At 67.6% G+C, this 20,342-nt stretch carries 15 protein-coding genes; 10 read left to right on the plus strand and 5 right to left on the minus strand.

Annotated features, from left to right (window positions below; all coding sequences use genetic code 11):
- Positions 1–119 precede the first annotated feature (119 nt).
- From J2X37_RS09230 to J2X37_RS09240, 3 genes are read left to right on the plus strand one after another with little or no spacing between them, the layout of a single operon-like run.
- Positions 120–2,489 (plus strand): TonB-dependent receptor, encoded by a 2,370-nt coding sequence (locus J2X37_RS09230; protein ID WP_310020296.1) that lies wholly within the window; start codon positions 120–122, stop codon positions 2,487–2,489.
- A gap of 30 nt (positions 2,490–2,519) precedes the next feature.
- Positions 2,520–3,425, plus strand: a complete 906-nt coding sequence (locus tag J2X37_RS09235) for an alpha/beta hydrolase (protein WP_310020299.1) — start codon at positions 2,520–2,522, stop codon at positions 3,423–3,425.
- A gap of 53 nt (positions 3,426–3,478) precedes the next feature.
- On the plus strand, positions 3,479–4,687 hold the full coding sequence (locus tag J2X37_RS09240) for an MFS transporter (RefSeq protein WP_310020368.1): 1,209 nt from the start codon (positions 3,479–3,481) through the stop codon (positions 4,685–4,687).
- Here J2X37_RS09240 and J2X37_RS09245 read toward each other — a convergent pair.
- The 3 genes from J2X37_RS09245 to gyrB form a co-directional block, all read right to left on the minus strand.
- A complete protein-coding gene (locus J2X37_RS09245; protein ID WP_310020301.1) occupies positions 4,674–5,159 on the minus strand; it encodes a low molecular weight protein-tyrosine-phosphatase in 486 nt (161 codons plus the stop codon). The two genes, J2X37_RS09240 and J2X37_RS09245, sit on opposite strands and share 14 nt — an antisense overlap.
- The gene (locus J2X37_RS09250; RefSeq protein WP_310020303.1) at positions 5,159–7,396 is read right to left on the minus strand and encodes a TonB-dependent receptor domain-containing protein; all 2,238 of its coding nucleotides are present in this window, start codon (positions 7,394–7,396) and stop codon (positions 5,159–5,161) included. The genes J2X37_RS09245 and J2X37_RS09250 overlap by 1 nt, the downstream gene beginning before the upstream one ends.
- A 237-nt stretch (positions 7,397–7,633) precedes the next feature.
- Positions 7,634–10,129 carry a DNA topoisomerase (ATP-hydrolyzing) subunit B gene (gene gyrB / locus J2X37_RS09255; RefSeq protein ID WP_310020306.1) on the minus strand — a complete coding sequence of 832 codons (2,496 nt, stop codon included), beginning with the start codon at positions 10,127–10,129 and terminating at the stop codon, positions 7,634–7,636.
- Between the two features lie 65 nt (positions 10,130–10,194).
- Here gyrB and J2X37_RS09260 point away from each other — a divergent pair, with 65 nt between their 5' ends.
- The 6 genes from J2X37_RS09260 to J2X37_RS09285 all read left to right on the plus strand — a co-directional run bounded on the left by J2X37_RS09260 (position 10,195) and on the right by J2X37_RS09285 (position 17,526).
- Positions 10,195–11,691, plus strand: a complete 1,497-nt coding sequence (locus J2X37_RS09260) for a M20/M25/M40 family metallo-hydrolase (protein WP_310020308.1) — start codon at positions 10,195–10,197, stop codon at positions 11,689–11,691.
- Between the two features lie 73 nt (positions 11,692–11,764).
- Positions 11,765–12,229 carry a hypothetical protein gene (locus J2X37_RS09265; protein ID WP_310020310.1) on the plus strand — a complete coding sequence of 155 codons (465 nt, stop codon included), beginning with the start codon at positions 11,765–11,767 and terminating at the stop codon, positions 12,227–12,229.
- Positions 12,230–12,258: 29 nt separating this feature from the next.
- The gene (locus J2X37_RS09270; RefSeq protein WP_310020312.1) at positions 12,259–13,152 is read left to right on the plus strand and encodes a cation diffusion facilitator family transporter; all 894 of its coding nucleotides are present in this window, start codon (positions 12,259–12,261) and stop codon (positions 13,150–13,152) included.
- Between the two features lie 380 nt (positions 13,153–13,532).
- Positions 13,533–15,107: a glutamine-hydrolyzing GMP synthase gene (guaA, locus tag J2X37_RS09275; RefSeq protein ID WP_310020314.1), complete on the plus strand. Its 1,575-nt coding sequence runs from the start codon at positions 13,533–13,535 to the stop codon at positions 15,105–15,107.
- Positions 15,108–15,405: 298 nt separating this feature from the next.
- Complete coding sequence (locus J2X37_RS09280) at positions 15,406–15,855, plus strand: CHRD domain-containing protein (RefSeq protein WP_310020316.1); 450 nt, start codon at positions 15,406–15,408, stop codon at positions 15,853–15,855.
- 141 nt (positions 15,856–15,996) lie between these two features.
- Positions 15,997–17,526 carry a thioredoxin family protein gene (locus J2X37_RS09285; protein WP_310020318.1) on the plus strand — a complete coding sequence of 510 codons (1,530 nt, stop codon included), beginning with the start codon at positions 15,997–15,999 and terminating at the stop codon, positions 17,524–17,526.
- A 193-nt stretch (positions 17,527–17,719) separates the two neighbouring features.
- Here the strand turns inward: J2X37_RS09285 and J2X37_RS09290 are convergent, their stop codons facing one another.
- A complete protein-coding gene (locus J2X37_RS09290) occupies positions 17,720–18,109 on the minus strand; it encodes a hypothetical protein (protein WP_310020320.1) in 390 nt (129 codons plus the stop codon).
- Positions 18,110–18,413: 304 nt separating this feature from the next.
- On the opposite strand from J2X37_RS09290, the gene J2X37_RS09295 reads away from it, so the two are divergent.
- Positions 18,414–18,638, plus strand: coding sequence for a hypothetical protein (locus J2X37_RS09295; RefSeq protein ID WP_310020322.1), 225 nt, complete (start codon positions 18,414–18,416; stop codon positions 18,636–18,638).
- Between the two features lie 99 nt (positions 18,639–18,737).
- On the opposite strand, the gene J2X37_RS09300 is transcribed toward J2X37_RS09295, so the two are convergent.
- Positions 18,738–19,922, minus strand: a complete 1,185-nt coding sequence (locus tag J2X37_RS09300; protein WP_310020324.1) for an acetyl-CoA C-acyltransferase family protein — start codon at positions 19,920–19,922, stop codon at positions 18,738–18,740.
- Positions 19,923–20,342: the final 420 nt, after the last annotated feature.

Genomic DNA, 20,342 nt, shown 5'->3' on the forward strand with positions numbered 1-20,342 from the left:
AACAGCTAGACAGGCAACGGGGGATTGGCAACGCCGTTAAACTTGAAAGACGGTTCAGGTTTCAATATTGGCGATTCGCAAGTGGTCCGCAACGTCGGCCGCAGACGGAGGATACCTGAATGAAGACCGCGCTTTTCGCCTGCGCCGCCAGCCCCCTCGCCATGGCCGCCCTCATGCTTGCGACCCCTGCCGCGGCGCAGGACGATGCCGGCGCCGCCGCGCTCACCGCCGACGCAGGCGATGCCGGGGGCGAGATCATCGTCACCGCCCGCCGCCGCGAGGAACGCCTTGTCGACGTGCCGATCGCGGTCACGACGCTGAGCGGGGACCAGCTCGAACAGCGCGGCGCGCTCGACCTTACCGACATCGCGCAGTCGACCCCGAACACCACGCTCGAATCCTCGCGTGGCACGAACTCGACCCTCTCCGCCTTCATCCGCGGCGTCGGTCAGCAGGACCCGGTCTCGGGCTTCGAACAGGGCGTCGGCATCTATCTCGACGATGTGTACCTCAACCGCCCGCAGGGCGCGGTGCTCGATATCTACGACGTGGAGCGGGTGGAAGTGCTGCGCGGGCCGCAGGGCACGCTCTACGGCCGCAACACCATCGGCGGCGCGGTGAAATACGTGACGAAGTCGCTGCCCGACGAAGTGTCGGTCAAGGCGAAGGCGACCTACGGCAGCTACAACCAGCTCGACGGCGTGCTGACCGCCTCGGCCCCGATCAGCGACATGCTACGCGTCGGCGCTTCGGTTGCGCGGCTGACCCGCGACGGCTTCGGCGAGAACATCACCACCGGCAAGGACAACTACGACAAGGACGTCTTCGGTGCGCGCGGCACGATCGAATTGGGCGGGCGCGACAGCGGCTTCACCGTCCGCCTCAGCGGCGACTACACCCATGACATGAGCAACCCGCGCGGCGGGCACCGCCTGATCCAGGGTACCCCGCCGGGCGGCAACATCCTGCCCGATGTCTACGACACCGCGGGCGCCATCGACGACCCGCACCAGGACGTCGAGGCCTGGGGCCTGGCAGGCCACATCTCGGTCGACCTCACCGATGCGCTGACCTTCAAGTCGATCACCGCCTGGCGAGTCGACCACAGCGCCACGCCGATCGACTTCGACGCCAGCCCCGTCGTCGATCTCGACGTGCCGGCCTTCTACGACAACGAGCAGGTGAGCCAGGAATTCCAGCTGGCGTGGGACGACGGCGGCGCGCTGCAGGGCCTGCTCGGCTTCTACTGGCTGGACGCGATCGCTGACACCTACTTCGACAGCCGGCTTTACACCTTCCTGCCCGGCTTCATGCTGACCGGTCACACCAACGCGCAGGTCGATACCAAGACCTACGCGATCTTTGCCGACATGACCTACGACTTCACCGAGCGGCTCTCGCTGTCGCTGGGCGGTCGCTACACCTGGGACAAGCGCGACGCCGACATCTACAAGGCGAACTACATCCTTGGCGGTTCGGGCGGCTTCGACGATCCGGTCGGCACGCTGTTCAGCGTCGACACCGATTTCACCGGCAGCGCGAAGTTCAAGAAATTCACGCCGCGCGCCTCGCTCAGCTTCAAGCCGACGCCCGACCACAACCTCTACGCCTCGTACTCGAAGGGCTTCAAGGGCGGCGGCTTCGACCCGCGCGGCGCAGGTTCGCGCGCCAACGACCTCGACGGCAACGGCTCGCTGAGCGACGAGGAGATCGCGACCTACCTCAGCTTCGATCCCGAAGTGGTCGACAGCTACGAGGTTGGCTACAAGGGCAGCCTCCTCGACGGCGCGCTCTATCTGGCCACCGCTCTGTTCCGGATGGACTATTCCGACATCCAGATCCCCGGATCGGTGCCGTGCACCGGCGCCGGCGGGGTGCAGACCTTCTGCGGCGTCGTCTCCAACGCCGGAAAGGCGCGCTTGCAGGGTGCGGAACTGGAAATGAACGCGCGGCTCGGCCGCGACCTGGTGAGCGCGGGCGATCGTCTCAGCCTGTCGGGCGCGGTCGGCTACATCGATGCCGAGTTCAAGAAGTACGAAACGCTGATCGGCGGCCAGCCGGTCGACGTGGCGCAGTACCGCTACATCCAGAACACGCCCGAATGGACGGCCAGCGGCACGCTCGCCTACTCGACGCCGGTGGGCGCCGGCGATCTCGCCATGTCGACGACCTGGTCGTACCGGTCGCTGACCCACCAGTTCGAGTATCCCAATCCCTACATCGATCAGCCGGGCTACGGGCTGTGGGATGCAAGCCTCGTCTACTCCGCGCCCGAAAACCGCTGGTCGATCGGCCTCCACGGCAAGAACATCCTCGACAAGCAGTACATCACCTCGGGCTACAGCTACATCGCGCAGGACGCCGTGACCGGGCAGCCGGTGCTGAACCCGCAGGGCAACCCGATCCCGACGCTGGGCCAGGAAGGCACGCTGACTGCCTTCTACGGCAATCCGCGCCAGGTCTTCGTCACCGCGCAAGTTCGCTTCTGATCCCGGCGGGGACAGGGTAGAAGGACCGCGATGAGAGACTTCGACGCCTATCGCTTTCGCTCCGCCGACCGGCGGCTCGATCTCTACGCTCGCGATTATCCGGCCATCGGGGGAACGGATGACGCCGCGAGCAGGCATGAGCAGCAGGGGGGAGGACTGCCCCTGCTGCTCATGCACGGCTTGACCCGCAACAGCGCGGACTTCGAACCGCTGGTCGATCACCTCCCGGGCTTCCGCCTGATCGTGCCCGACCAGCGCGGGCGGGGTTTGTCCGACTATGACGAGGTGGCGGCCAACTACCGTGTCGAGAGCTATGTCGCCGACATGTTCGCGTTGATGGACGGGCTCGGCATCCAGCGCTTCGGCATCGTCGGCACGTCGATGGGCGGGCTGATCGGCATGATCATGGCGGCGGTGGCCCCGGCAAGGGTGGCGGCGCTGGCGCTCAACGACATCGGCCCGGTGATCGACGAGGCGGGGCTGGAACGGATCCGCGGCTATGTCGGCGGGACGCCGGCGCCGGCAGCGGACTGGCCGGAAATGGCGGCGCGCTTCGCGAAGGTGAACCGGGAGGCCTTTCCCGAATTCGGGGAGGCCGACTGGCTGGCCTTTGCCCGGCGCACCAGCCGCGAGACCCCTGACGGCATCGTCACCGACTATGACCCCGGCATTGCCGTGGGGATGGCGCCCGACCAGGATGCGGTCGTGCCCGCTGACCTGTGGCCGGTGTGGGACGCGCTGGCTAAGGTTCCGGTCATGGCGATCCGGGGCGGGCTCAGCGACCTGATGTCGGCCGAGACGCTGGCCGAGATGGCGCGGCGGCACACCGCGGTGTTCGCGCCGGTGGTCGTGCCCAACCGCGGCCATGCCCCGCTGCTCGACGAACCCGAGGTGATCGCCGCCCTGCCGGCCTTCATGGCCGAACACGCCCGGTGAGCACCGCCACCGAAGCAAGAACGCTGCCCGCGCGGCCCGGCCCGGTGCTGGGCATGCTGCTGGTTGTCTACATCTTCAACTTCCTCGACCGGCAGATCCTCTCGATCCTCGCTGCGCCGATCCAGGCCGACCTCGGCCTGTCGGACACGCAGATGGGCCTGCTCGGCGGCATCGCCTTCGCGCTGCTCTATTCGACGCTGGCAGTGCCGCTGGCGTGGACGGCGGACCGGACCAGCCGCAGCTGGGTCATCACCATCAGCCTCGTCGCGTGGAGCGGGTTCACCGCCCTGTGCGGTCTGGCCCAGAACTTCTGGTCGATCTTTCTCGCCCGGCTCGGCGTCGGCATCGGCGAGGCAGGGGGCGTCGCGCCGTCCTATGCGATCATCGGCGATTACTTCCCGTCGTCGCGCCGCGCCTTCGCGCTGTCGATCTATTCGCTCGGCATTCCGCTCGGATCGGCCGCCGGGGTCATGCTGGGCGGCTATATCGCGGCGCGGGTCGACTGGCGCGTGGCCTTCATCGTCGTCGGCCTGCTCGGCGTGGCCATCGCGATTCCCTTCAAGCTGATCGTCAAGGACGTGCCGCGCCCCGCCGCGCCGGTGGACGATCGGCCGCGTTTCCTCGCCATCGCGCGGGTGCTGGCGCGCAAGCCGTCGTTCTGGCTGCTCTCGTTCGGCGCGGCATCCAGCTCGATGCTCGGCTACGGCGTCGCCTTCTGGCTGCCGAGCCTGCTGCAGCGCAGCTTCGGGCTCGACCTTGTCCAGACGTCGCAGTTCTACGGCGCGGTGCTCCTGCTGGGCGGCACGGTCGGGGTGCTGGCGGGCGGATGGGCCGGCGACCGGATGGGCGGGCGCGACCGGGCCTGGTACGGCTGGCTGCCCGCACTCGCGTTCGTTGCCGCGCTGCCGTTTTACGCGGCGGGCATCTCCTCGCAAAGCGTGGCCTTGGCCTTCGTGCTGTTCCTGGTTCCGCAGGCCTTTGCCTATATCTGGATCGGGCCGGTGCTGACCGCGGTCCAGCACCTCGTCGAACCGCGGGCGAGGGCGACCGCCAGTTCGCTGTTCCTACTGATCAACAACCTCATCGGCCTTGGCGGCGGCATCTATGCGCTGGGCGCGCTGTCCGATGTCCTGAAGCCGACGTTCGGGGACGAGGCGCTGCGCTATTCGATGCTCTACGCCCTTGCGCTCTACGGTCTCGCCGCCGTCCTCCTGGCGCTGGCCGGGCGGCAACTGCGCCGCGACTGGGTCAACGAGGGCTGAGCGTTCCTTCGCCAAGCCGGGTGACGAGCATGCGCGCGGCCTCGCTCACCTGCGCCCAGGTAGCCGCAAAATCGGCGGCATCGCCGTAATAGGGATCGGCCACCGCCTGTCCCTGCCGCCCGGGCACGACATCCATCAGCAGCGACAGCATTGCCGTGCCGTCCGCCGGGCGGATGCGGCGCAGGTCGGCCAGGTTGTCGCCGTCGAGCGCGAAGACATGGGTGAAGGCGTGGAAATCGCCGGCACTCACCTGCCGCCCGCGATAGGGCGCGATGTCGATGCCGTGTCGCGCCGCTTCGGCCATGGCGCGGCGGTCCGGCGGGCTGCCCACGTGGTAGCCCGCCGTCCCGGCCGAGTCCGCCTCGGCGTCCAGCCCCGTCGCCGCTGCCTCGGCCCGGAACGCTGCCTCCGCCAGCGGCGAGCGGCAGATGTTGCCGAGGCAGACGAAGAGGACGCGTGGCCGCGGGAGCATCAGAACGAGTGGCGGACCTCGACCCCGAAGGTGCGCGGCTCGTTGATCATGCCGGTCAGGTTGTTGAAGTCGATGCCCGACACGAAGACGATCTCGTCGGTCACGTTGCGCACGAAGGCCGCCAGTTCCCAGTTCGTGTCGGTGATGTAGCCGACGCGAACCCCGCCTTCGAGCAGCGCGTCGCCGCGGAACTCGATGGCTTCGTAGAGGAAGAAGTTGGCGCCCGAACGGTAGGCCCAGTCGGTGAAGATGTAGGCTTCGCCCGCGCCGACCGGCACGCCGTAGCGCAGCGTCGCGTTGGCGACGTAGCGCGGCGCCTGCGGCAGGTCGTTGCCGTCTATGATCGCCAGCCCCGCGCCGTTGAGCGGATCGGTGACCGTGCAGCCGCCGCCGCAGGGCGCGATGAACAAGTTAGGATCGCGGATCTCGGTGAAGTTCCACGAACCGCCCAGCGTCAGGTCGAGCCCGGCGGCGGGCTTTGCCGTCAGCTCGCCTTCAAGCCCGTAGCCGACCGCGTGATCGGCGTTGATCAGCCGCGCCGAGTTGGCCGCGCCGCCCACCGCGGTCAGCTGCAGGTCGTCGGTCCGCCACCAGTAGCCGGTGAGATCGACGCGCAGCCTGCGGCCGAGCAGCGACGACTTGATGCCGGCCTCGCCGGAGATCGTCGTCTGCTCCTTGGCCACCGTCGGGATCGAGCCGAAGTTGACCCGGTCCTGGATCGCCGGGCCGAGGTAACCGGTCGCGACGCGGGCGTAGAGGTTGGTGTCGGGCGTCACCTCGAAGGTAGCCGAAACGTCCCACGAGATGTTGTCGCCCTTCGCTGTGTTCGACAGCGGCAGCGTGACGGCCGGGAACTGCGCGGTGCCGCTGATCCGGTCGGTCTTCTTGTCGTCGGAATAGCGGACGCCGGCGCGCAGGGTCAGCCGATCGGTCACCGACATCTCGCCCGCGGCAAAGACGCCGATGTTGCGGTTGTCGTTGCGGTGGAACACATCCGACACGATCGTCGTGCCGTCGAACGCGAACTCGCGGTAATACAGGTCTTGGTCGAAGTAGTAGGCGCCCGCCTGGAAGCGGTAGCCGCCGAGGTCGCCGGTGTCGTAGCGCAGCTCCGCGCTCATTTCCGAAGGCTTGGTGTTGCCGCCGGTGTTCACCGGGAACGCGCCGACGTGGATGTCGCCCAGCGTGCAGCCGGGGATGAAGGCGTAGCAGCTGCCGCCGTCGATATCGCCGGTCGAATCGACGTCGGCTTCCTCGTAACCCGCGATCAGCGACAGGGTGCTGTCGCCGCCAAGGCCGAGCGAGGCGCGGAAGTTGGCGCCCCACTGCTCCATCTTCTGGCCGGTATAGCCGTCGAGGCTCACTTCCTCGGGGTCGAAGCCGACGTTGGGTTCGTTCGATCCGGGCAGGATCGCGCCGGCGCGGAACACGCGCGGGCTGGCGGTGAGATGGCGGTAATGGCCGCTGACGAGAAGCGAGTTGCCGTCGCTGTCGAGCATGATCTGCGCCCGCGTGGCGATGTCCTCGTAGCCTTCGAGCTCGCGATCGGCGAGGCCGGTGGTGTTCAGGTTCTTCACCCAGTCCGACCGGCGCTGCACGAGGCCCGAGACGCGGAACGACACGATGTCGGCGATCGGCCCGGAAATGGCCGCTTCCATGTTGATCGTGTTGTAAGTGCCGTAGGAACCTGAGAACTTGCCGGTCAGCGTATCGGTCGGCTTCGCGCTGTCGATCTTGACGACGCCCGCCGGGGTGTTGCGGCCGAACAGCGTGCCCTGCGGCCCGCGCAGCACTTCCACGCTTTCGACGTCGAAGATCGGAAACGACTTCAGCATCGGGTTTTCGAGCGCGATGTCGTCATAGACCACCGAGACCGGCTGCGCGGCGTTGGGATCGAAGTCGGTGTTGCCGAGCCCGCGGATGTAGAAGCGCGGGAAGGTGCGGCCGAACGAGCTTTCGACGTTCAGGCTGGGCGTGCGGCCCGACAGGAAGCGGATGTCGAGGCCGCTGGAATTGATGACGTCGAGCGCCTGGCCGGAAATTGCGGTGACGGCGACGGGCACGTCGATGGCGCGTTCCTCGCGGCGGCTGGCGGTGACGAAGATCTCGGTCAACTCGCCTTCGCCGGCTGTGGTCGAGGCGGCTTCCTGCGCGAAGGCGGGGGTGGCGGCGAGCGCCAGCGTGGTCGCGGCAAGGCCGGTGGCGGAAAGGATGGCGGCGCGTGCAGACAGTTTCATAGGACGGGCTCCCTCATGCTCCCTGTTCCTCTCCCCGTCCGCTTCTGGGGCGGATCGGATACGGGCGCGATTAGCAGCGGGCGGTTTTTCCTGAAACTATTTTAGCGTGACCTACGCACGTTTCCCGCGCAGGTGTTGCGCGCAATCTGCACCTGTGTCGACCAAGGGACCGGGGCGAGCGGCATCGCGCCGCACCGGCCCCTTCGAGAGGGGCCGGTGCGGGCGCGGCGCAGACGGTCAGACGTCGAGGTTGGCGACGTTCAGGGCATTTTCCTGAATGAAGTCGCGGCGCGGTTCGACGATGTCGCCCATCAGGCGGGTGAAGATCTCGTCGGTGACGTCCGCATCCTCGACCTTAACTTGCAGGAGCGCGCGGTTTTCGGGATCGAGCGTGGTTTCCCAGAGCTGCTCGGCGTTCATCTCGCCGAGACCCTTGTAGCGCTGCACCGAAAGCCCCTTGCGGCCCGCGGCGATGACCTTGTCGAGCAGCTGGGTCGGGCGGGTGATCTGCCCTTCCTTGCCGATGGCGACCGGTGCGGTGTCGTCCGTCTCGTCCTCGACCGGGGCTGCGCCGGCGCGCACCAGTCGCGCGCCGCCGACATAGGCCTCGGCCTGTTCGGCAGCGACCTTGTGCAGCTTGCGCGCCTCGGCGCTGGTCAGGAACTTGGCGTCGATGGCGAAATGGTCGGTCACTCCGCGCCAGACGCGTTCGAGCGCATAGCCTTCCGCCGTCGGCTTGGCCGACCAGCGCGCCTCCGGATCCTCGACCTGCATCGTCGCGGCGGCGCGGGCGAGCGCAGCATCGCGCGCCGCGTCGTCGAGATCGGGCGATAGCGCACCGGCAAGGGCCAGCGCTTCGACGATGGAAGGGTCGTAGCGGCCCGGCGCGAAGGCCAGCGTGCTCTTGAACCGGCGCGCCTGTTCGACGAGCGCGGCCAGATCCTCGCCGCTGCGCGCACCGCCGGTGGTTTCCAGCACCTTGCCGTTCAGCCCCGCCTCGATCAGGTAACGGTCGAGCGCGTCGTTGTCCTTGAGGTAGACCTCCGACCGGCCCTTCGCGACCTTGTAGAGCGGCGGCTGCGCGATATAGAGGTGCCCGGCCTTGATGATGTCTGGCATCTGGCGGTGGAAGAACGTCAGCAGCAGGGTGCGAATATGCGCGCCGTCGACGTCGGCGTCGGTCATGATGACGATCTTGTGGTAGCGCAGCTTTTCGAGGTTGAACTCGTCCCGCAGGCCCGTGCCCATCGCCTGGATCAGGGTGCCGACTTCCTTCGACGAGATGATCCGGTCGAACCGGGCCCGCTCGACGTTGAGGATCTTGCCCTTCAGCGGCAGGATCGCCTGCGTCTTGCGATCGCGGCCCTGCTTGGCCGAGCCGCCTGCGGAATCGCCCTCGACCAGGAAGATTTCGCACTTCGACGGATCGCGTTCCTGGCAATCGGCCAGCTTGCCGGGCAGGCTGGCGATATCCATCGCGCCTTTGCGGCGGGTGAGTTCGCGAGCGCGGCGCGCGGCTTCGCGGGCGGCGGCGGCGTCGATGATCTTCTGGACGATCTGCTTGGCGTTGGCGGGATTCTCCTCCAGCCATTCGCTCATCTTGTCGCCCATCAGGCTTTCGAGCGGCTGGCGCACTTCGGAGGAGACCAGCTTGTCCTTGGTCTGCGACCCGAACTTGGGATCGGGCAGCTTGACCGAGACGATCGCGGTCAGCCCCTCGCGCATGTCCTCTCCGGTCAGCGAGACCTTTTCCTTCTTCATCAGCCCGGTCCGCTCGGCATAGCCGTTGAGCGTGCGGGTCAGCGCGGCGCGGAACGCGGCGAGGTGGGTGCCGCCGTCACGCTGCGGGATGTTGTTGGTGAAGCAGAGCACGTTCTCGTAATAGGAATCGTTCCATTCGAGCGCGACGTCGATGCCGATGCCGTCGCGGTCCGCGCTGATCGCGACCGGTTCGGGCACCAAGGGCTGCTTGTTGCGGTCGAGATACTTGACGAAGGCCGCGATGCCGCCTTCGTAGAACAGGTCGTGCTCCTTCGGCTCCTCGTGCCGCAGGTCGCGCAGCACGATGCGGACGCCCGAATTGAGGAAGGCCAGCTCGCGGTAGCGGTGTTCCAGCTTCTCGAAATCGTATTCGGTGACGTTCTTGAAGGTGTCGTTGCTGGCGAGGAAACGGACGCGGGTGCCCTTGCGCGGCTTGCCGTCGTCGTTCAGCGGCGCATCGCCCTTCACGATCAGCGGGGCAACGGCATCGCCGTGCTCGAACCGCATCCAGTGTTCCCTGCCGTCGCGCCAGACGGTCAGTTCCAGCCATTCGGACAGCGCGTTGACGACCGAGACGCCGACACCGTGCAACCCGCCCGAAACCTTGTAGGCGTTGTCCTCGCTGGTGTTCTCGAACTTCCCGCCGGCGTGGAGCTGGGTCATGATGACCTCTGCCGCCGAAACGCCTTCGTCCTTGTGGATGTCGACCGGGATGCCGCGGCCGTTGTCGTCCACCGAAACAGAATTGTCGGGGTGCAGTTCGATGATGACGCGGTCGCAGTGGCCGGCTAGCGCCTCGTCGATGGCGTTGTCCGACACCTCGAACACCATGTGGTGGAGGCCGGAGCCGTCATCGGTGTCGCCGATGTACATGCCGGGGCGCTTGCGCACCGCGTCGAGGCCCTTCAGCACCTTGATGCTTTCCGCGCCGTATCCGTTGGTGTTCTGGGTTTTTCCGGGGTTCTCGTCCATGCCCATCATATAGGCATCGCGGCCCCAAACCGAAAGCCTTTCCACCCCCTTCCATCCACAGCCTGATGCTGCTTCAAGAGGCGGCGAAACAGGAGATCCGCCCCGCCATGCCGTCGATCCGTTCCCGCCGCCTGCCGCTCGGCGCCGCCATGCTCGCCGTCGTCCTGTCGCTGGCCCCGCCGGCGTTCGCCGCGCCGGCGGCGCAGCCCGATGGCGGGGAGGCGTCTTTCCGTTCGCTTTACAAGGGTTTGGTCGAAACGAACACGACGCTGTCGAGCGGGAGCTGCACCAGGGCAGCGCAGCTGGCGGCGGATCACCTGGCGGCGGCAGGCATGGCGAGGGAGAACCTCTACCTGCTCGTCGCGCCCGGCCATCCGGAGGAAGGCAATCTCGTCGCCGTGTTTCCGGGCCGCGATGCACGGGGCAAGGGCAAGGCGCCTGCCAAGGCGGCGGTGCTGCTGCTGGCGCATCTCGACGTCGTGGAGGCGAGGCGCGAGGACTGGATTCGCGATCCCTTCACGCTGATCGAGGAGGACGGCTGGTTCTATGCGCGGGGGGCGTCGGACGCGAAGTCGCTGGCCGCGATCTGGATCGATACGCTGGCCCGCTTCGCCCGCGACGGCACGCGCCCGAAGCGGACCGTGAAGGTGGCGCTGACCTGCGGCGAGGAGACCAACGGCGCGTTCAACGGCGCGGAATGGCTGGCCAAGGAGCACCGCGGCCTGATCGACGCGGACTTCGCGCTCAACGAAGGCGGCGGCGGGACGGCGGACGCGACGGGCCGGGTGCACACCCAGACGGTGCAGGTGGGCGAGAAGATCTTCGCGAACTTCGAACTGGCCACGAAGAACCCGGGCGGCCACAGCTCCGCTCCGCGGCCCGACAACGCCATCTACGACCTGGCGCGGGCGATGCTGGCGGTGGAGGCGCACCCGTTCCCGGTCGAATTCACCGAAGTGACGCGGGCCGCGCTGGCCGCCCGCGCCCGCGTCGAAAAAAGCGCGATGGCCGTGGCCATCGCCGCCCTGCTGGCCGACCCGACCGACGCGGAGGCCGACAAGGTCCTGTCCGCCGACCCTTACCTGCGCAGCAACACCCGCACGACCTGCGTCGCGACGATGGTGGAGGCGGGGCACGCCCGCAACGCTCTGGCGCAAGGCGCGAAGGCCAACATCAATTGCCGCATCTTTCCCGGCCACGCGATCGAGGACATTCGCGCCGAACTGGTCGCCGCCATCGGCAATCCGGCTGTCACCGTGACGACCCTGCCGCCTGTTCGCCCCGCGCCGCCCGCGCCGCCGCTCACGCCCGCCTTGATGCGCCCGATCGAAACGCTGACCCAGCGCCACTATCCCGGCGCCACGGTCGGCGTCAGCATGGCTAACGGCTATACCGACAGCACCTACCTGACGGCGGCGGGCATTCCCGCCTATGGCACGCCGGGCCTGTGGACGGGGCCGGAGGAGACGGGCGTGCACGGCCTCAACGAACGGATCCGGGTCAAGGCGCTGATGGACGGGCGGACGTTCCTCTACGATCTCGTCCGCGCCTACGCGGGGTAGGGGCAAGGGGCAGCGGACGGAACCCCAGTAACGGCCCGCGCGTTATCGGGTCGGGCGTACAGGGGTGCAGCGCATGAGATCGATACCGGGTTTGCCGAAAGCTGCGCGGACCATCCTCGTCCTCCCCGTCGCGCCCATGCTCGCGGCCTGCGGCATGCCCCACGATCCTGCCGGGACCGAGGACCACATCCGCAAGCGAGGCAGCGTGATCCTCGGCGAAGTCGAAGGCGCCGCACCCGATCCTGCCAGCCAGCGCCAGCTTGCCCGCGCCGCGTCTTCGCTCGGCGCCACCGTCACCCGCATCCCGGGCCACGGCGAGGAATTGCTCGAAGGCCTGGAGGAAGGCCACTTCGATCTCGTCTACGGCGAATTCGCCGACGATTCGCCATGGGCCACGAGCGTCCATTTCGGCCAGCCCGCCACGCGCGACGGCAAGCCGGGCAAGTCCGAGCGCCTCCCCCGCTTCGCGTTCCGCAACGGCGAGAACGGCTGGATCATGCGGGTCGAGGATGCCGGCCGGAAGGAGCGCGAGCCATAAGCGGCCTGCCGCTGGCGATCCGCGCCGACATGGCAAAGGCGCGGCGGCTCGAATGGGCGACGCTGGCGCTGATGGCCACCGTGCTCGTCGCCATGTATTTCGCGATGGGCGCGAGCAAGGCGATGCAGTCCGCGCTTATCGAGGATGTCCTCAGCCTCGTGCCCGCGATCACCTGGCTTGTCTGCGCGCGGCTGGAACCGAAACCGCCGAGCGATCGCTGGCCCTTCGGCCATGTCCGGGTGATGAGCCTCGCCTTCCTGATCGCGGCGGTGGCGCTGATGGGGGTGGGCCTGTTCCTCGTCTACGAAAGCGCCACGACGCTGCTGCTGCGGGAGCATCCGACCGTGCCGCCGGTGACTATCTTCGGCCACCAGGTCTGGCTCGGCTGGCTGATGATCGCGGCGCTGGCCTATTCGGTGGTGCCGCCCGTCGTGCTGGGCCGCATCAAGCAGCCGGTGGCGCAGCGCCTGCGCGACAAGGTGCTGCACACCGACGCGCTGATGCAGAAGGCCGACTGGCAGACCGGGCTGGCCGGCATTCTCGGCATCCTCGGCATCGGAATGGGCTGGTGGTGGGCGGACAGCACGGCGGCGCTGTTCATCGGCGCTTCGGTGCTGAAGGACGGGTTTACCAACACCCGGATCGCGGCAGCCGAACTGCTCGACGGCGCACCGCGCGAACTGGACAGCGACGACATCGCCGAGGAGGCGAAGGCGCTGAAGGCGCGGCTGGAAGAGAAGTTTCCGGGCGGCTCGGCCCGGATGCGGGAAAATGGCCGCTATATCGAGGCGATGGTCGACGGTGTCGCCGGTCCGGAAAGCCTGCCGCCGCTGCACACCCTGACCGGGCCCGACATGCCCGACTGGCGGCTCGCCAAGCTCAGCTTTTGCCCGCCGCGCCCCGATGGGGAAGGGGAGGCCTGAACCCGAGCAGAGCGCCGGAACGCAAACGGGCGGCCAGGAGGGCCGCCCGCGTGTGGGTCCGATCGGGCCGCGAAGGCGCGATCAGAAAGCGGTAAGCGCGAAAGTGGCGAGGCTGACGGCCAGCGCCACCACCGAGCCAACCACTTGGTTGGTCATGGTCGTGTTCATGTCGATGTTCCCTGCGTGACATTTTTACGTGTGGCGGCCCGGCTTTCCGGTCCCGCAGCGGCTCTTTACCGCAGTGCAGCACGGTGCTGCACGTGCGAAAGCAACATTATTGCTTGCAGTTTTCGCAAGTCATACGAGCGGCGGGCGTGTCGCCTGTTCTGGACAGAATCGCGACCAATCCGTAGGGCGCGGCGAAACCCAGCAGGACAGCCATGACCGACGCGCTTCATCACGACTCCATCCTCATCGTCGATTTCGGCAGCCAGGTGACCCAGCTCATCGCCCGCCGCGTGCGCGAGGCGGGCGTCTATTCCGAGATCGCCCCTTTCACCATGGCGGAGGAAGCCTTCGCGCGGATGCGCCCGCGCGGCATTATCCTGTCCGGCTCGCCCGCGTCGGTGCCCGAAGACGGCAGCCCCCGCGCGCCGCAGGTGCTGTTCGACAGCGGCTTGCCGATCCTCGGCATCTGCTACGGCCAGCAGGTGATGAGCCACCAGCTCGGCGGCGAAGTCCGGCCCGGGCACGAAACCGGCGAGGGTGGCGAGTTCGGCCGCGCCTATCTCACGGTTACGAAGGACTGCGCGCTGTTCGACGGGCTTTGGGCCGAAGGTGAACGTCACCAGGTGTGGATGAGCCACGGCGACAAGGTCACCCGCTTCGCGCCCGGCTTCGAGATCGTCGCCACCAGCGACGGCGCACCCTTTGCCGTCATCGCCGACGAAGCGCGCAAGTATTACGGCACCCAGTTCCACCCCGAGGTCGTCCACACCCCCGACGGCGGCAAGGTGATCGCCAATTTCGTGCGCCATGTCTGCGGCTGCGCCGGCGACTGGACGATGGCGCAGTTCCGCGACACCAAGATCGCCGAGATCCGCGAACAGGTGGGCGACGGGAAGGTGATCTGCGGCCTCTCGGGCGGGGTCGACAGCGCGGTCGCGGCGGTGCTGATCCACGAGGCGATCGGCGACCAGCTCACCTGCGTCTTCGTCGATCACGGCCTGATGCGCATGAACGAGGCGCAGCAGGTCGTCACCCTGTTCCGCGACCACTACAACATCCCGCTCGTCCACGTGGACGCGGAGGAGATGTTTCTCGGCGGCCTTGCCGGAGAGACCGATCCCGAGAAGAAGCGCAAGTTCATCGGCAAGGCGTTCATCGACCTGTTCGAGGAAGAGGCGCGCAAGATCGGCGGCGCCGACTTCCTGGCACAGGGTACGCTCTACCCCGACGTGATCGAGAGCGTGTCCTTCACCGGCGGGCCGAGCGTGACGATCAAGAGCCACCACAACGTCGGCGGCCTGCCCGAGCGGATGAACATGAAGCTCGTCGAACCCTTGCGCGAGCTGTTCAAGGACGAGGTCCGCGACCTTGGCCGCGAACTGGGCCTGCCCGACATCTTCGTTGGCCGCCACCCGTTCCCGGGGCCCGGCCTCGCCATCCGCATCCCCGGCGAAGTGACCAAGGAAAAGTGCGACATCCTGAGGAAGGCCGACGCGATCTACCTAGAGGAGATCCGCAACGCGGGCCTCTACGACGCGATCTGGCAGGCCTTTGCCGTGCTGCTCCCCGTTCGCACAGTCGGCGTGATGGGCGACGGGCGCACGTACGACAGCGTCTGCGCCCTGCGCGCTGTGACCAGCACCGACGGCATGACCGCCGACGTCTATCCCTTCGACAGCCACTTCCTCAGCCAGTGCGCCACCCGCATCGTCAACGAAGTGAAGGGCATCAACCGCGTCGTCTACGACTACACCAGCAAGCCGCCCGGCACGATCGAGTGGGAGTGACCGAGACTCAGATCCGTCCGGGGGTCGGATCTGGCCGGTCACTCGCGAGCGACAGCGAAGCGTAGACCGCGACTTGGATCCGGCCGGGGGAAGTTTGGGGCCGGTCAGACTTGAGCGATGGCGAACGCCAGTTCGATCGAGCGACTGAACTGCGGCACGTCTCGCTGTCCTGCCTATCGAAATTCATAAGCCCCGGCCTGCCCGGCCAGGTCGGATGGAACCGTCCGTCCGCCATCCCGTTTAGCTCTCCGTCCGGTCCCGAAACGCGGGGCCAAGAAGTATCCGGGAGTTTACTGGGATGAAAAAGGGTTTTCTCGCCGCTGCGGCGGTTGTCGCGTTTGCATCGCTGGGCGCATGCGCCACGCTTGAGGAAGAAGCGGTCGATGCGACGTCCGATACCTACAACGCGAACCTGACCGGCGCGGCCGAAGTCGGCGGCGGCGATCCGGACGGTTCGGGCAAGGCCGAGATCTCGATCTCCGATGCGTTCGACCAGGTCTGCTACGAGATCAAGGACGTGCAGAATATCGGCGAAGTCACCGCCGCGCACATCCATTACGGCAAGGCCGGCACCAACGGTCCCCCGGTCTTCACCCTCACCAAATCGAACGAAGGCAAATGGCAGGGCTGCAAGGACGGTGCGGAGTGGACCGAGAACCGCCTGCAGGGCAATCCGCAGGACTTCTACGTCAACCTGCACACCGCCGCCTATCCGAACGGCGCGATCCGCGGTCAGCTTTACGACTGATCCGATCCAATCGATTGAATGCCAAGGGGGTCGTCGTGAAAGCGGCGGCCCCCCTTCGCCTTGAAACCGGCCGGGATTTTGCATCTTGCCAGTCGTGCGGGTGTGTCCGATCAGGCGTTCTTCGTTTCGAAGGAAACCGAGATGACCCGTTTCGCCGCCCTGGCCCTGATCGGCACGCTCGCCTTGGGGGCCGCCTCCTGCAACCAGACCGCCGAGCCGCCGGTCGCCGGAGCTTCGAGTGAGATCGCTTGGCGGCAGGGCGATGTCGAGGATGCGCTGGCCGAGGCGAAGGAGACCGGCAAGCCGGTGCTGCTCTACTGGGGGGCGGTCTGGTGCCCGCCGTGCGCGCAGATGAAGTCGACCCTGTTCAAGGACCCCGCGTTCATCGCCAAGACGCAGGATTTCATTCCGGTCTACCTCGACGGCGATACCGAGGGGGCGCAGAAATGGGGCGAGCACTTCGGTGCCAGCGGCTATCCCACGGTCATCGCGCTCAGCCCCGACGGCAAGGAGATCACCCGCCTGTCGAGCGCGACGATGGCCTCGGAACTGCCCGCGCTGCTGACGCTGGCGGCAGGGCGCACGCGCACGATCGATGCCGTGCTGGCCGATGCGCGCAAGGACCCCAAGGGGCTGTCGGCGGAGGATTGGAAGATCCTCGCCGCGTTCGACTGGGGCAACGATCCCAAGCGGTTCGAGAACGTCGACCTCGGAGAATTGCTGGCGAAGCTGGCCGCCGCCGCGCCCGATCCGGCGCTGCAGCGGCGCTTCACGCTCGACGCCATCGGCTTTGCCGCCGAAAGCGACAAGGACGATAACCTCGTTCTGACTCCGGCGCAGGCCGCGCAGGTCGCGGCGATCCTGCCCAGGGTGCTGGCCAGCCCGGTCGAGGTCGAGGCCGGCGAATCGCTGCTGATTTATTCCGCCGCAGACCTCGTCTCGGCGCTGCCCAAGGGGGCCGAGCGCGATGCGCTGACCACTTCGCTCGATGCGACGCTGGCCAGGCTCCATGCCGACCGGGCCAACTCGCTGCTCGACCGCACCTTTGCGCTGCGCAGCCGGGTCGCGCTGGCCGAGGGAACCGGCACCATTGGCGATCCGCTGAAGCAGGAGGTCCGCGCCTGGGTCGCGACGGTCGACAGGGAGGCGAAGGACGAATTCGCGCGCAAGGCGGTGATCTCCTACGCCGCGGGCGCGCTCGACATGATCGGCGACCGGGCCGGGGCGCGCAAGCTGCTGACGGCGGAGGCGACCAATTCGCGTTCGGGCTATTACTACATGTCGATCCTGTCCGACATGGCGGCTGAGGACAAGGACGCCAAGGGCGCGGTCGAGTGGGCGCGCAAGGCCTACGAAGCCTCGCAAGGCCCGGCCACGCGGGTGCAGTGGGCGGCGAACTACGCGATGACGGTGATGGAGCAGACGCCGAAGGACAAGGCGGCGGTCGCGGCCAGTGCCGACGCCGTCCTCGCCGAACTGGGCAAGAGCGACAACAGCTACTTCATGCGGACGCGGACCTCGGTCGAACGCTGGGGCAAGGCGATGGCCGAATGGAGCGCGAAGAACGGCGGGGCCGAGGTGCTGAAGGCGACGCAGGGCAAGCTGGCGACGGTCTGCGCAAGGCAGGGCAACGATGCCAGGGCCTGCGGCGCGGCGATCAAGACCGCCTGAGCACGAATCCGCGCCCGATGTGATCCGGGGCAGGGTGCCGGGCGGGGCCGTCCGCACAAACCGCCCCGCCCGGCCGGAGCGCACGTCGCCCGTCTCCGAAGGGGCAGGGGCCCCTCGTCACGAAACGGGTGTGCGCGCCGTTTTCCCGGGGGCGACCGGCACGTGCCGCCAGCCGCCCGATCCGGCGGACGCGTCAGGGCAGGCGGCAGGTCATCATGCCGCGCCCGGACGGGGTGACGAGGATCTGCGTTTCGGTTGTGCGCACGCCGTCCTTGCCGACGCGGCAGCCGAAGCCTTCGGCGGTGCGCTTCGACGAAGGTTTCAGCTTCGCCGGGACGGTGAAGTGACACATCAGGAAAGCATTGCCGCTCGACGTCTCGACCCGCTGGGAACGCCCGTCGGGGTCGACGAACATGTTGGCGCCGATGATCCGGCCATCCTCTGTCGGCACGGCGCTGGTGCACGATTCGCCCTGCACGACGATGGCGGCATTCTCGTTGTCGCTCTCGGCAAGGGCGGGCTGCGCCGAAAGCGAGGCGAGGGCCGCCATGGCGAGGGCAACCCGGCTGAGGTTCGTCTTCATCGAATGGTCTCCTTGCAGCGGGGCGTTCGCCGGTGTGCGGAACAGCGTTGACGCCGGTCTGGTGCGTGCACCGATGGTAGGCCGGCAATGGCTGCGGGGAGCTTTGCGGAATGGGTTGAGATCGCGCGAACAGGCGTGGTGAATCCCGCCTTAGCGCCGCCCGAACGACGCCAGAGGCCTGACGAGCGCTGCGACCGCCGCGACGGGGCCTCGCCCTGCCTTCCATCGATGGACGGCGGGCGCGGCACGGGCTATGGTCCGGAAACTGCCCCCGACCGCCCATGTCCGAACTGACGAGGCCATCATGACCGAACAGACGACCGCTGCGCCCTACACCGATGCCACGCTGCCGCTGCTGGCCGGGTGGATCGAATTCTGGATGATGCCGGTGACCTTCTGCGCCCGGATGATGGGCATGGCGGCGCCCGTCGCGGATGACGAGCCGGAGATCGACCGCAAGTGCGACCATGCCCAGCTGCCGGTGCCCAACGCGCACCAGAAGGACATGGACCACGACCTCTTCGCCTGACGCGAAGGCAGGCCCGCGCCAAGGCGCAACGTTCCGCAACCAAACGAAAAAGGGCGGCCCGCGAAGGCCACCCTTTTCATGTCAGCGCCTGGCGCCCGATCAGGAAACGTTTTCCCAGATCGTGGCGATGCCCTGGCCGCCGCCGATGCACATCGTGGCAAGGCCGTACTGGCCGCCGGTGCGCTTCAGTTCGTAGGCCAGCTTGGTGACGAGGATCGCGCCGGTGCCGCCGATCGGGTGGCCGAGCGAGATGCCCGAACCGTTCGGGTTCACCTTGGCAGGATCGAGACCGAGCTGCTTGGTTACGGCGCAAGCCTGCGAGGCGAAGGCCTCGTTTGATTCGATGACGTCGAGCTGTTCCTTCGACAGGCCGGACTTCTTCAGCGCGTTCTCGCTCGCCGGAACCGGGCCGATCCCCATGTAGGCCGGGTCGACGCCCGCGTGGCCATAGGACACGAGCCGCGCCATCGGCGTCCAGCCGTGCTTCTTCACCGCTTCCTCGCTGGCAAGGATGACCGCGCCCGCACCGTCGTTGATGCCCGAGGCATTGCCTGCGGTGACCGTGCCGCCTTCCTTCTTGAACGCGGGGCGCAGCTTGGCCAGCGCCTCGGCGGTGGTGCCCGCCTTGACGTGCTCGTCGGTAACGAACTGGACCACGTCCTTCTTCACCTTCACGTCGACCGGCTCGATCTGGTCCTTGAAGTAGCCGGCTTCGATCGCGGCCACGGCGCGGCGCTGCGATTCGGCGGCGAACTCGTCCTGCTGCTCACGCGTGATCTGGTACTTCTCGGCCAGGTTCTCGGCCGTGATGCCCATGTGGTAGCGGTGGAACGGATCGTGCAGCGCGCCGAGCATGCCGTCCATCAGCGGGCTGTCGCCCATTTTGAGGCCCCAGCGCACGCCCATCGCGAAATAGGGGGCGCGGGTCATGACCTCTGCGCCGGCACCGACCGCGACTTCGTGATCGCCGAGCATGATGTGCTGCGCCGCCGAGACGATCGCCTGCATGCCCGACCCGCACAGGCGGTTGACGGTCAGCGCCGGGGCACCGTGCGGGATGCCCGCCTCGACCGCGGCGATGCGGCTGACGTAGGCGTCGCGCGGTTCGCAGGGGACGACGTTGCCGACGATGGTGTGTTCGACCAGTTCCGGGTCGACGCCGCCACGGGCCAGCGCGCCCTTGATCGCCACCGCGCCGAGCGAGCCTGGCGTGTAGTCCTTCAATGCGCCACCAAAGGTGCCGATCGCGGTACGCGCCGCGGAGACGAGATAGACTGCACTCATGTCTGGTCCTTTCGATCCTCAGTCCGGTGGCCGCCGTGCCCCGATCGGTCACGCCAGATCCGCTGTTGCGAGTGCGAAATAGGGGCGAAAACGCGGCTCGTCCACCCCCGCCAAAGTCGCATGTCGCACCGGTCCTGCCCCGACGTTACGGAAGTGCCGCGCCGATGTGGCGGGAAAAATTGCCAAGGCGGCCTGGCGGGCGGGCATGACGGGAATGCGACGCTTGTGGGAAAGGGCGCGCGATGGCAATGCCGGGGATGTGGCGGGAAAAATTGCCAAGGCGGCCTGGCGGGCGGGCATGACGGGAATGCGACGCTTGTGGGAAAGGGCGCGCGATGGCAATGCCGGGACTGACCTGACCGGGCGCGTTCCGGGCAGGACCCGGCTGCCGGCGCGGCCGGTGGGAGAGAACACCGGGGG

Origin of the sequence: Croceicoccus sp. BE223, assembly GCF_031457155.1 — a bacterium.
Taxonomy (GTDB): Bacteria; Pseudomonadota; Alphaproteobacteria; order Sphingomonadales; family Sphingomonadaceae; genus Croceicoccus.

What these genes read in the sequence shown, in the direction of transcription:
- J2X37_RS09230 (WP_310020296.1), top strand. Translation starts at nt 120, where the DNA reads ATGAAGACCGCGCTTTTCGCCTGCGCCGCCAGCCCCCTCGCCATGGCC.
- J2X37_RS09235 (WP_310020299.1), top strand. Translation starts at nt 2,520, where the DNA reads ATGAGAGACTTCGACGCCTATCGCTTTCGCTCCGCCGACCGGCGGCTC.
- J2X37_RS09240 (WP_310020368.1), top strand. Translation starts at nt 3,479, where the DNA reads ATGCTGCTGGTTGTCTACATCTTCAACTTCCTCGACCGGCAGATCCTC.
- J2X37_RS09245 (WP_310020301.1), bottom strand. Translation starts at nt 5,159, where the DNA reads ATGCTCCCGCGGCCACGCGTCCTCTTCGTCTGCCTCGGCAACATCTGC.
- J2X37_RS09250 (WP_310020303.1), bottom strand. Translation starts at nt 7,396, where the DNA reads ATGAAACTGTCTGCACGCGCCGCCATCCTTTCCGCCACCGGCCTTGCC.
- gyrB (WP_310020306.1), bottom strand. Translation starts at nt 10,129, where the DNA reads ATGGACGAGAACCCCGGAAAAACCCAGAACACCAACGGATACGGCGCG.
- J2X37_RS09260 (WP_310020308.1), top strand. Translation starts at nt 10,195, where the DNA reads ATGCTGCTTCAAGAGGCGGCGAAACAGGAGATCCGCCCCGCCATGCCG.
- J2X37_RS09265 (WP_310020310.1), top strand. Translation starts at nt 11,765, where the DNA reads ATGAGATCGATACCGGGTTTGCCGAAAGCTGCGCGGACCATCCTCGTC.
- J2X37_RS09270 (WP_310020312.1), top strand. Translation starts at nt 12,259, where the DNA reads ATGGCAAAGGCGCGGCGGCTCGAATGGGCGACGCTGGCGCTGATGGCC.
- guaA (WP_310020314.1), top strand. Translation starts at nt 13,533, where the DNA reads ATGACCGACGCGCTTCATCACGACTCCATCCTCATCGTCGATTTCGGC.
- J2X37_RS09280 (WP_310020316.1), top strand. Translation starts at nt 15,406, where the DNA reads ATGAAAAAGGGTTTTCTCGCCGCTGCGGCGGTTGTCGCGTTTGCATCG.
- J2X37_RS09285 (WP_310020318.1), top strand. Translation starts at nt 15,997, where the DNA reads ATGACCCGTTTCGCCGCCCTGGCCCTGATCGGCACGCTCGCCTTGGGG.
- J2X37_RS09290 (WP_310020320.1), bottom strand. Translation starts at nt 18,109, where the DNA reads ATGAAGACGAACCTCAGCCGGGTTGCCCTCGCCATGGCGGCCCTCGCC.
- J2X37_RS09295 (WP_310020322.1), top strand. Translation starts at nt 18,414, where the DNA reads ATGACCGAACAGACGACCGCTGCGCCCTACACCGATGCCACGCTGCCG.
- J2X37_RS09300 (WP_310020324.1), bottom strand. Translation starts at nt 19,922, where the DNA reads ATGAGTGCAGTCTATCTCGTCTCCGCGGCGCGTACCGCGATCGGCACC.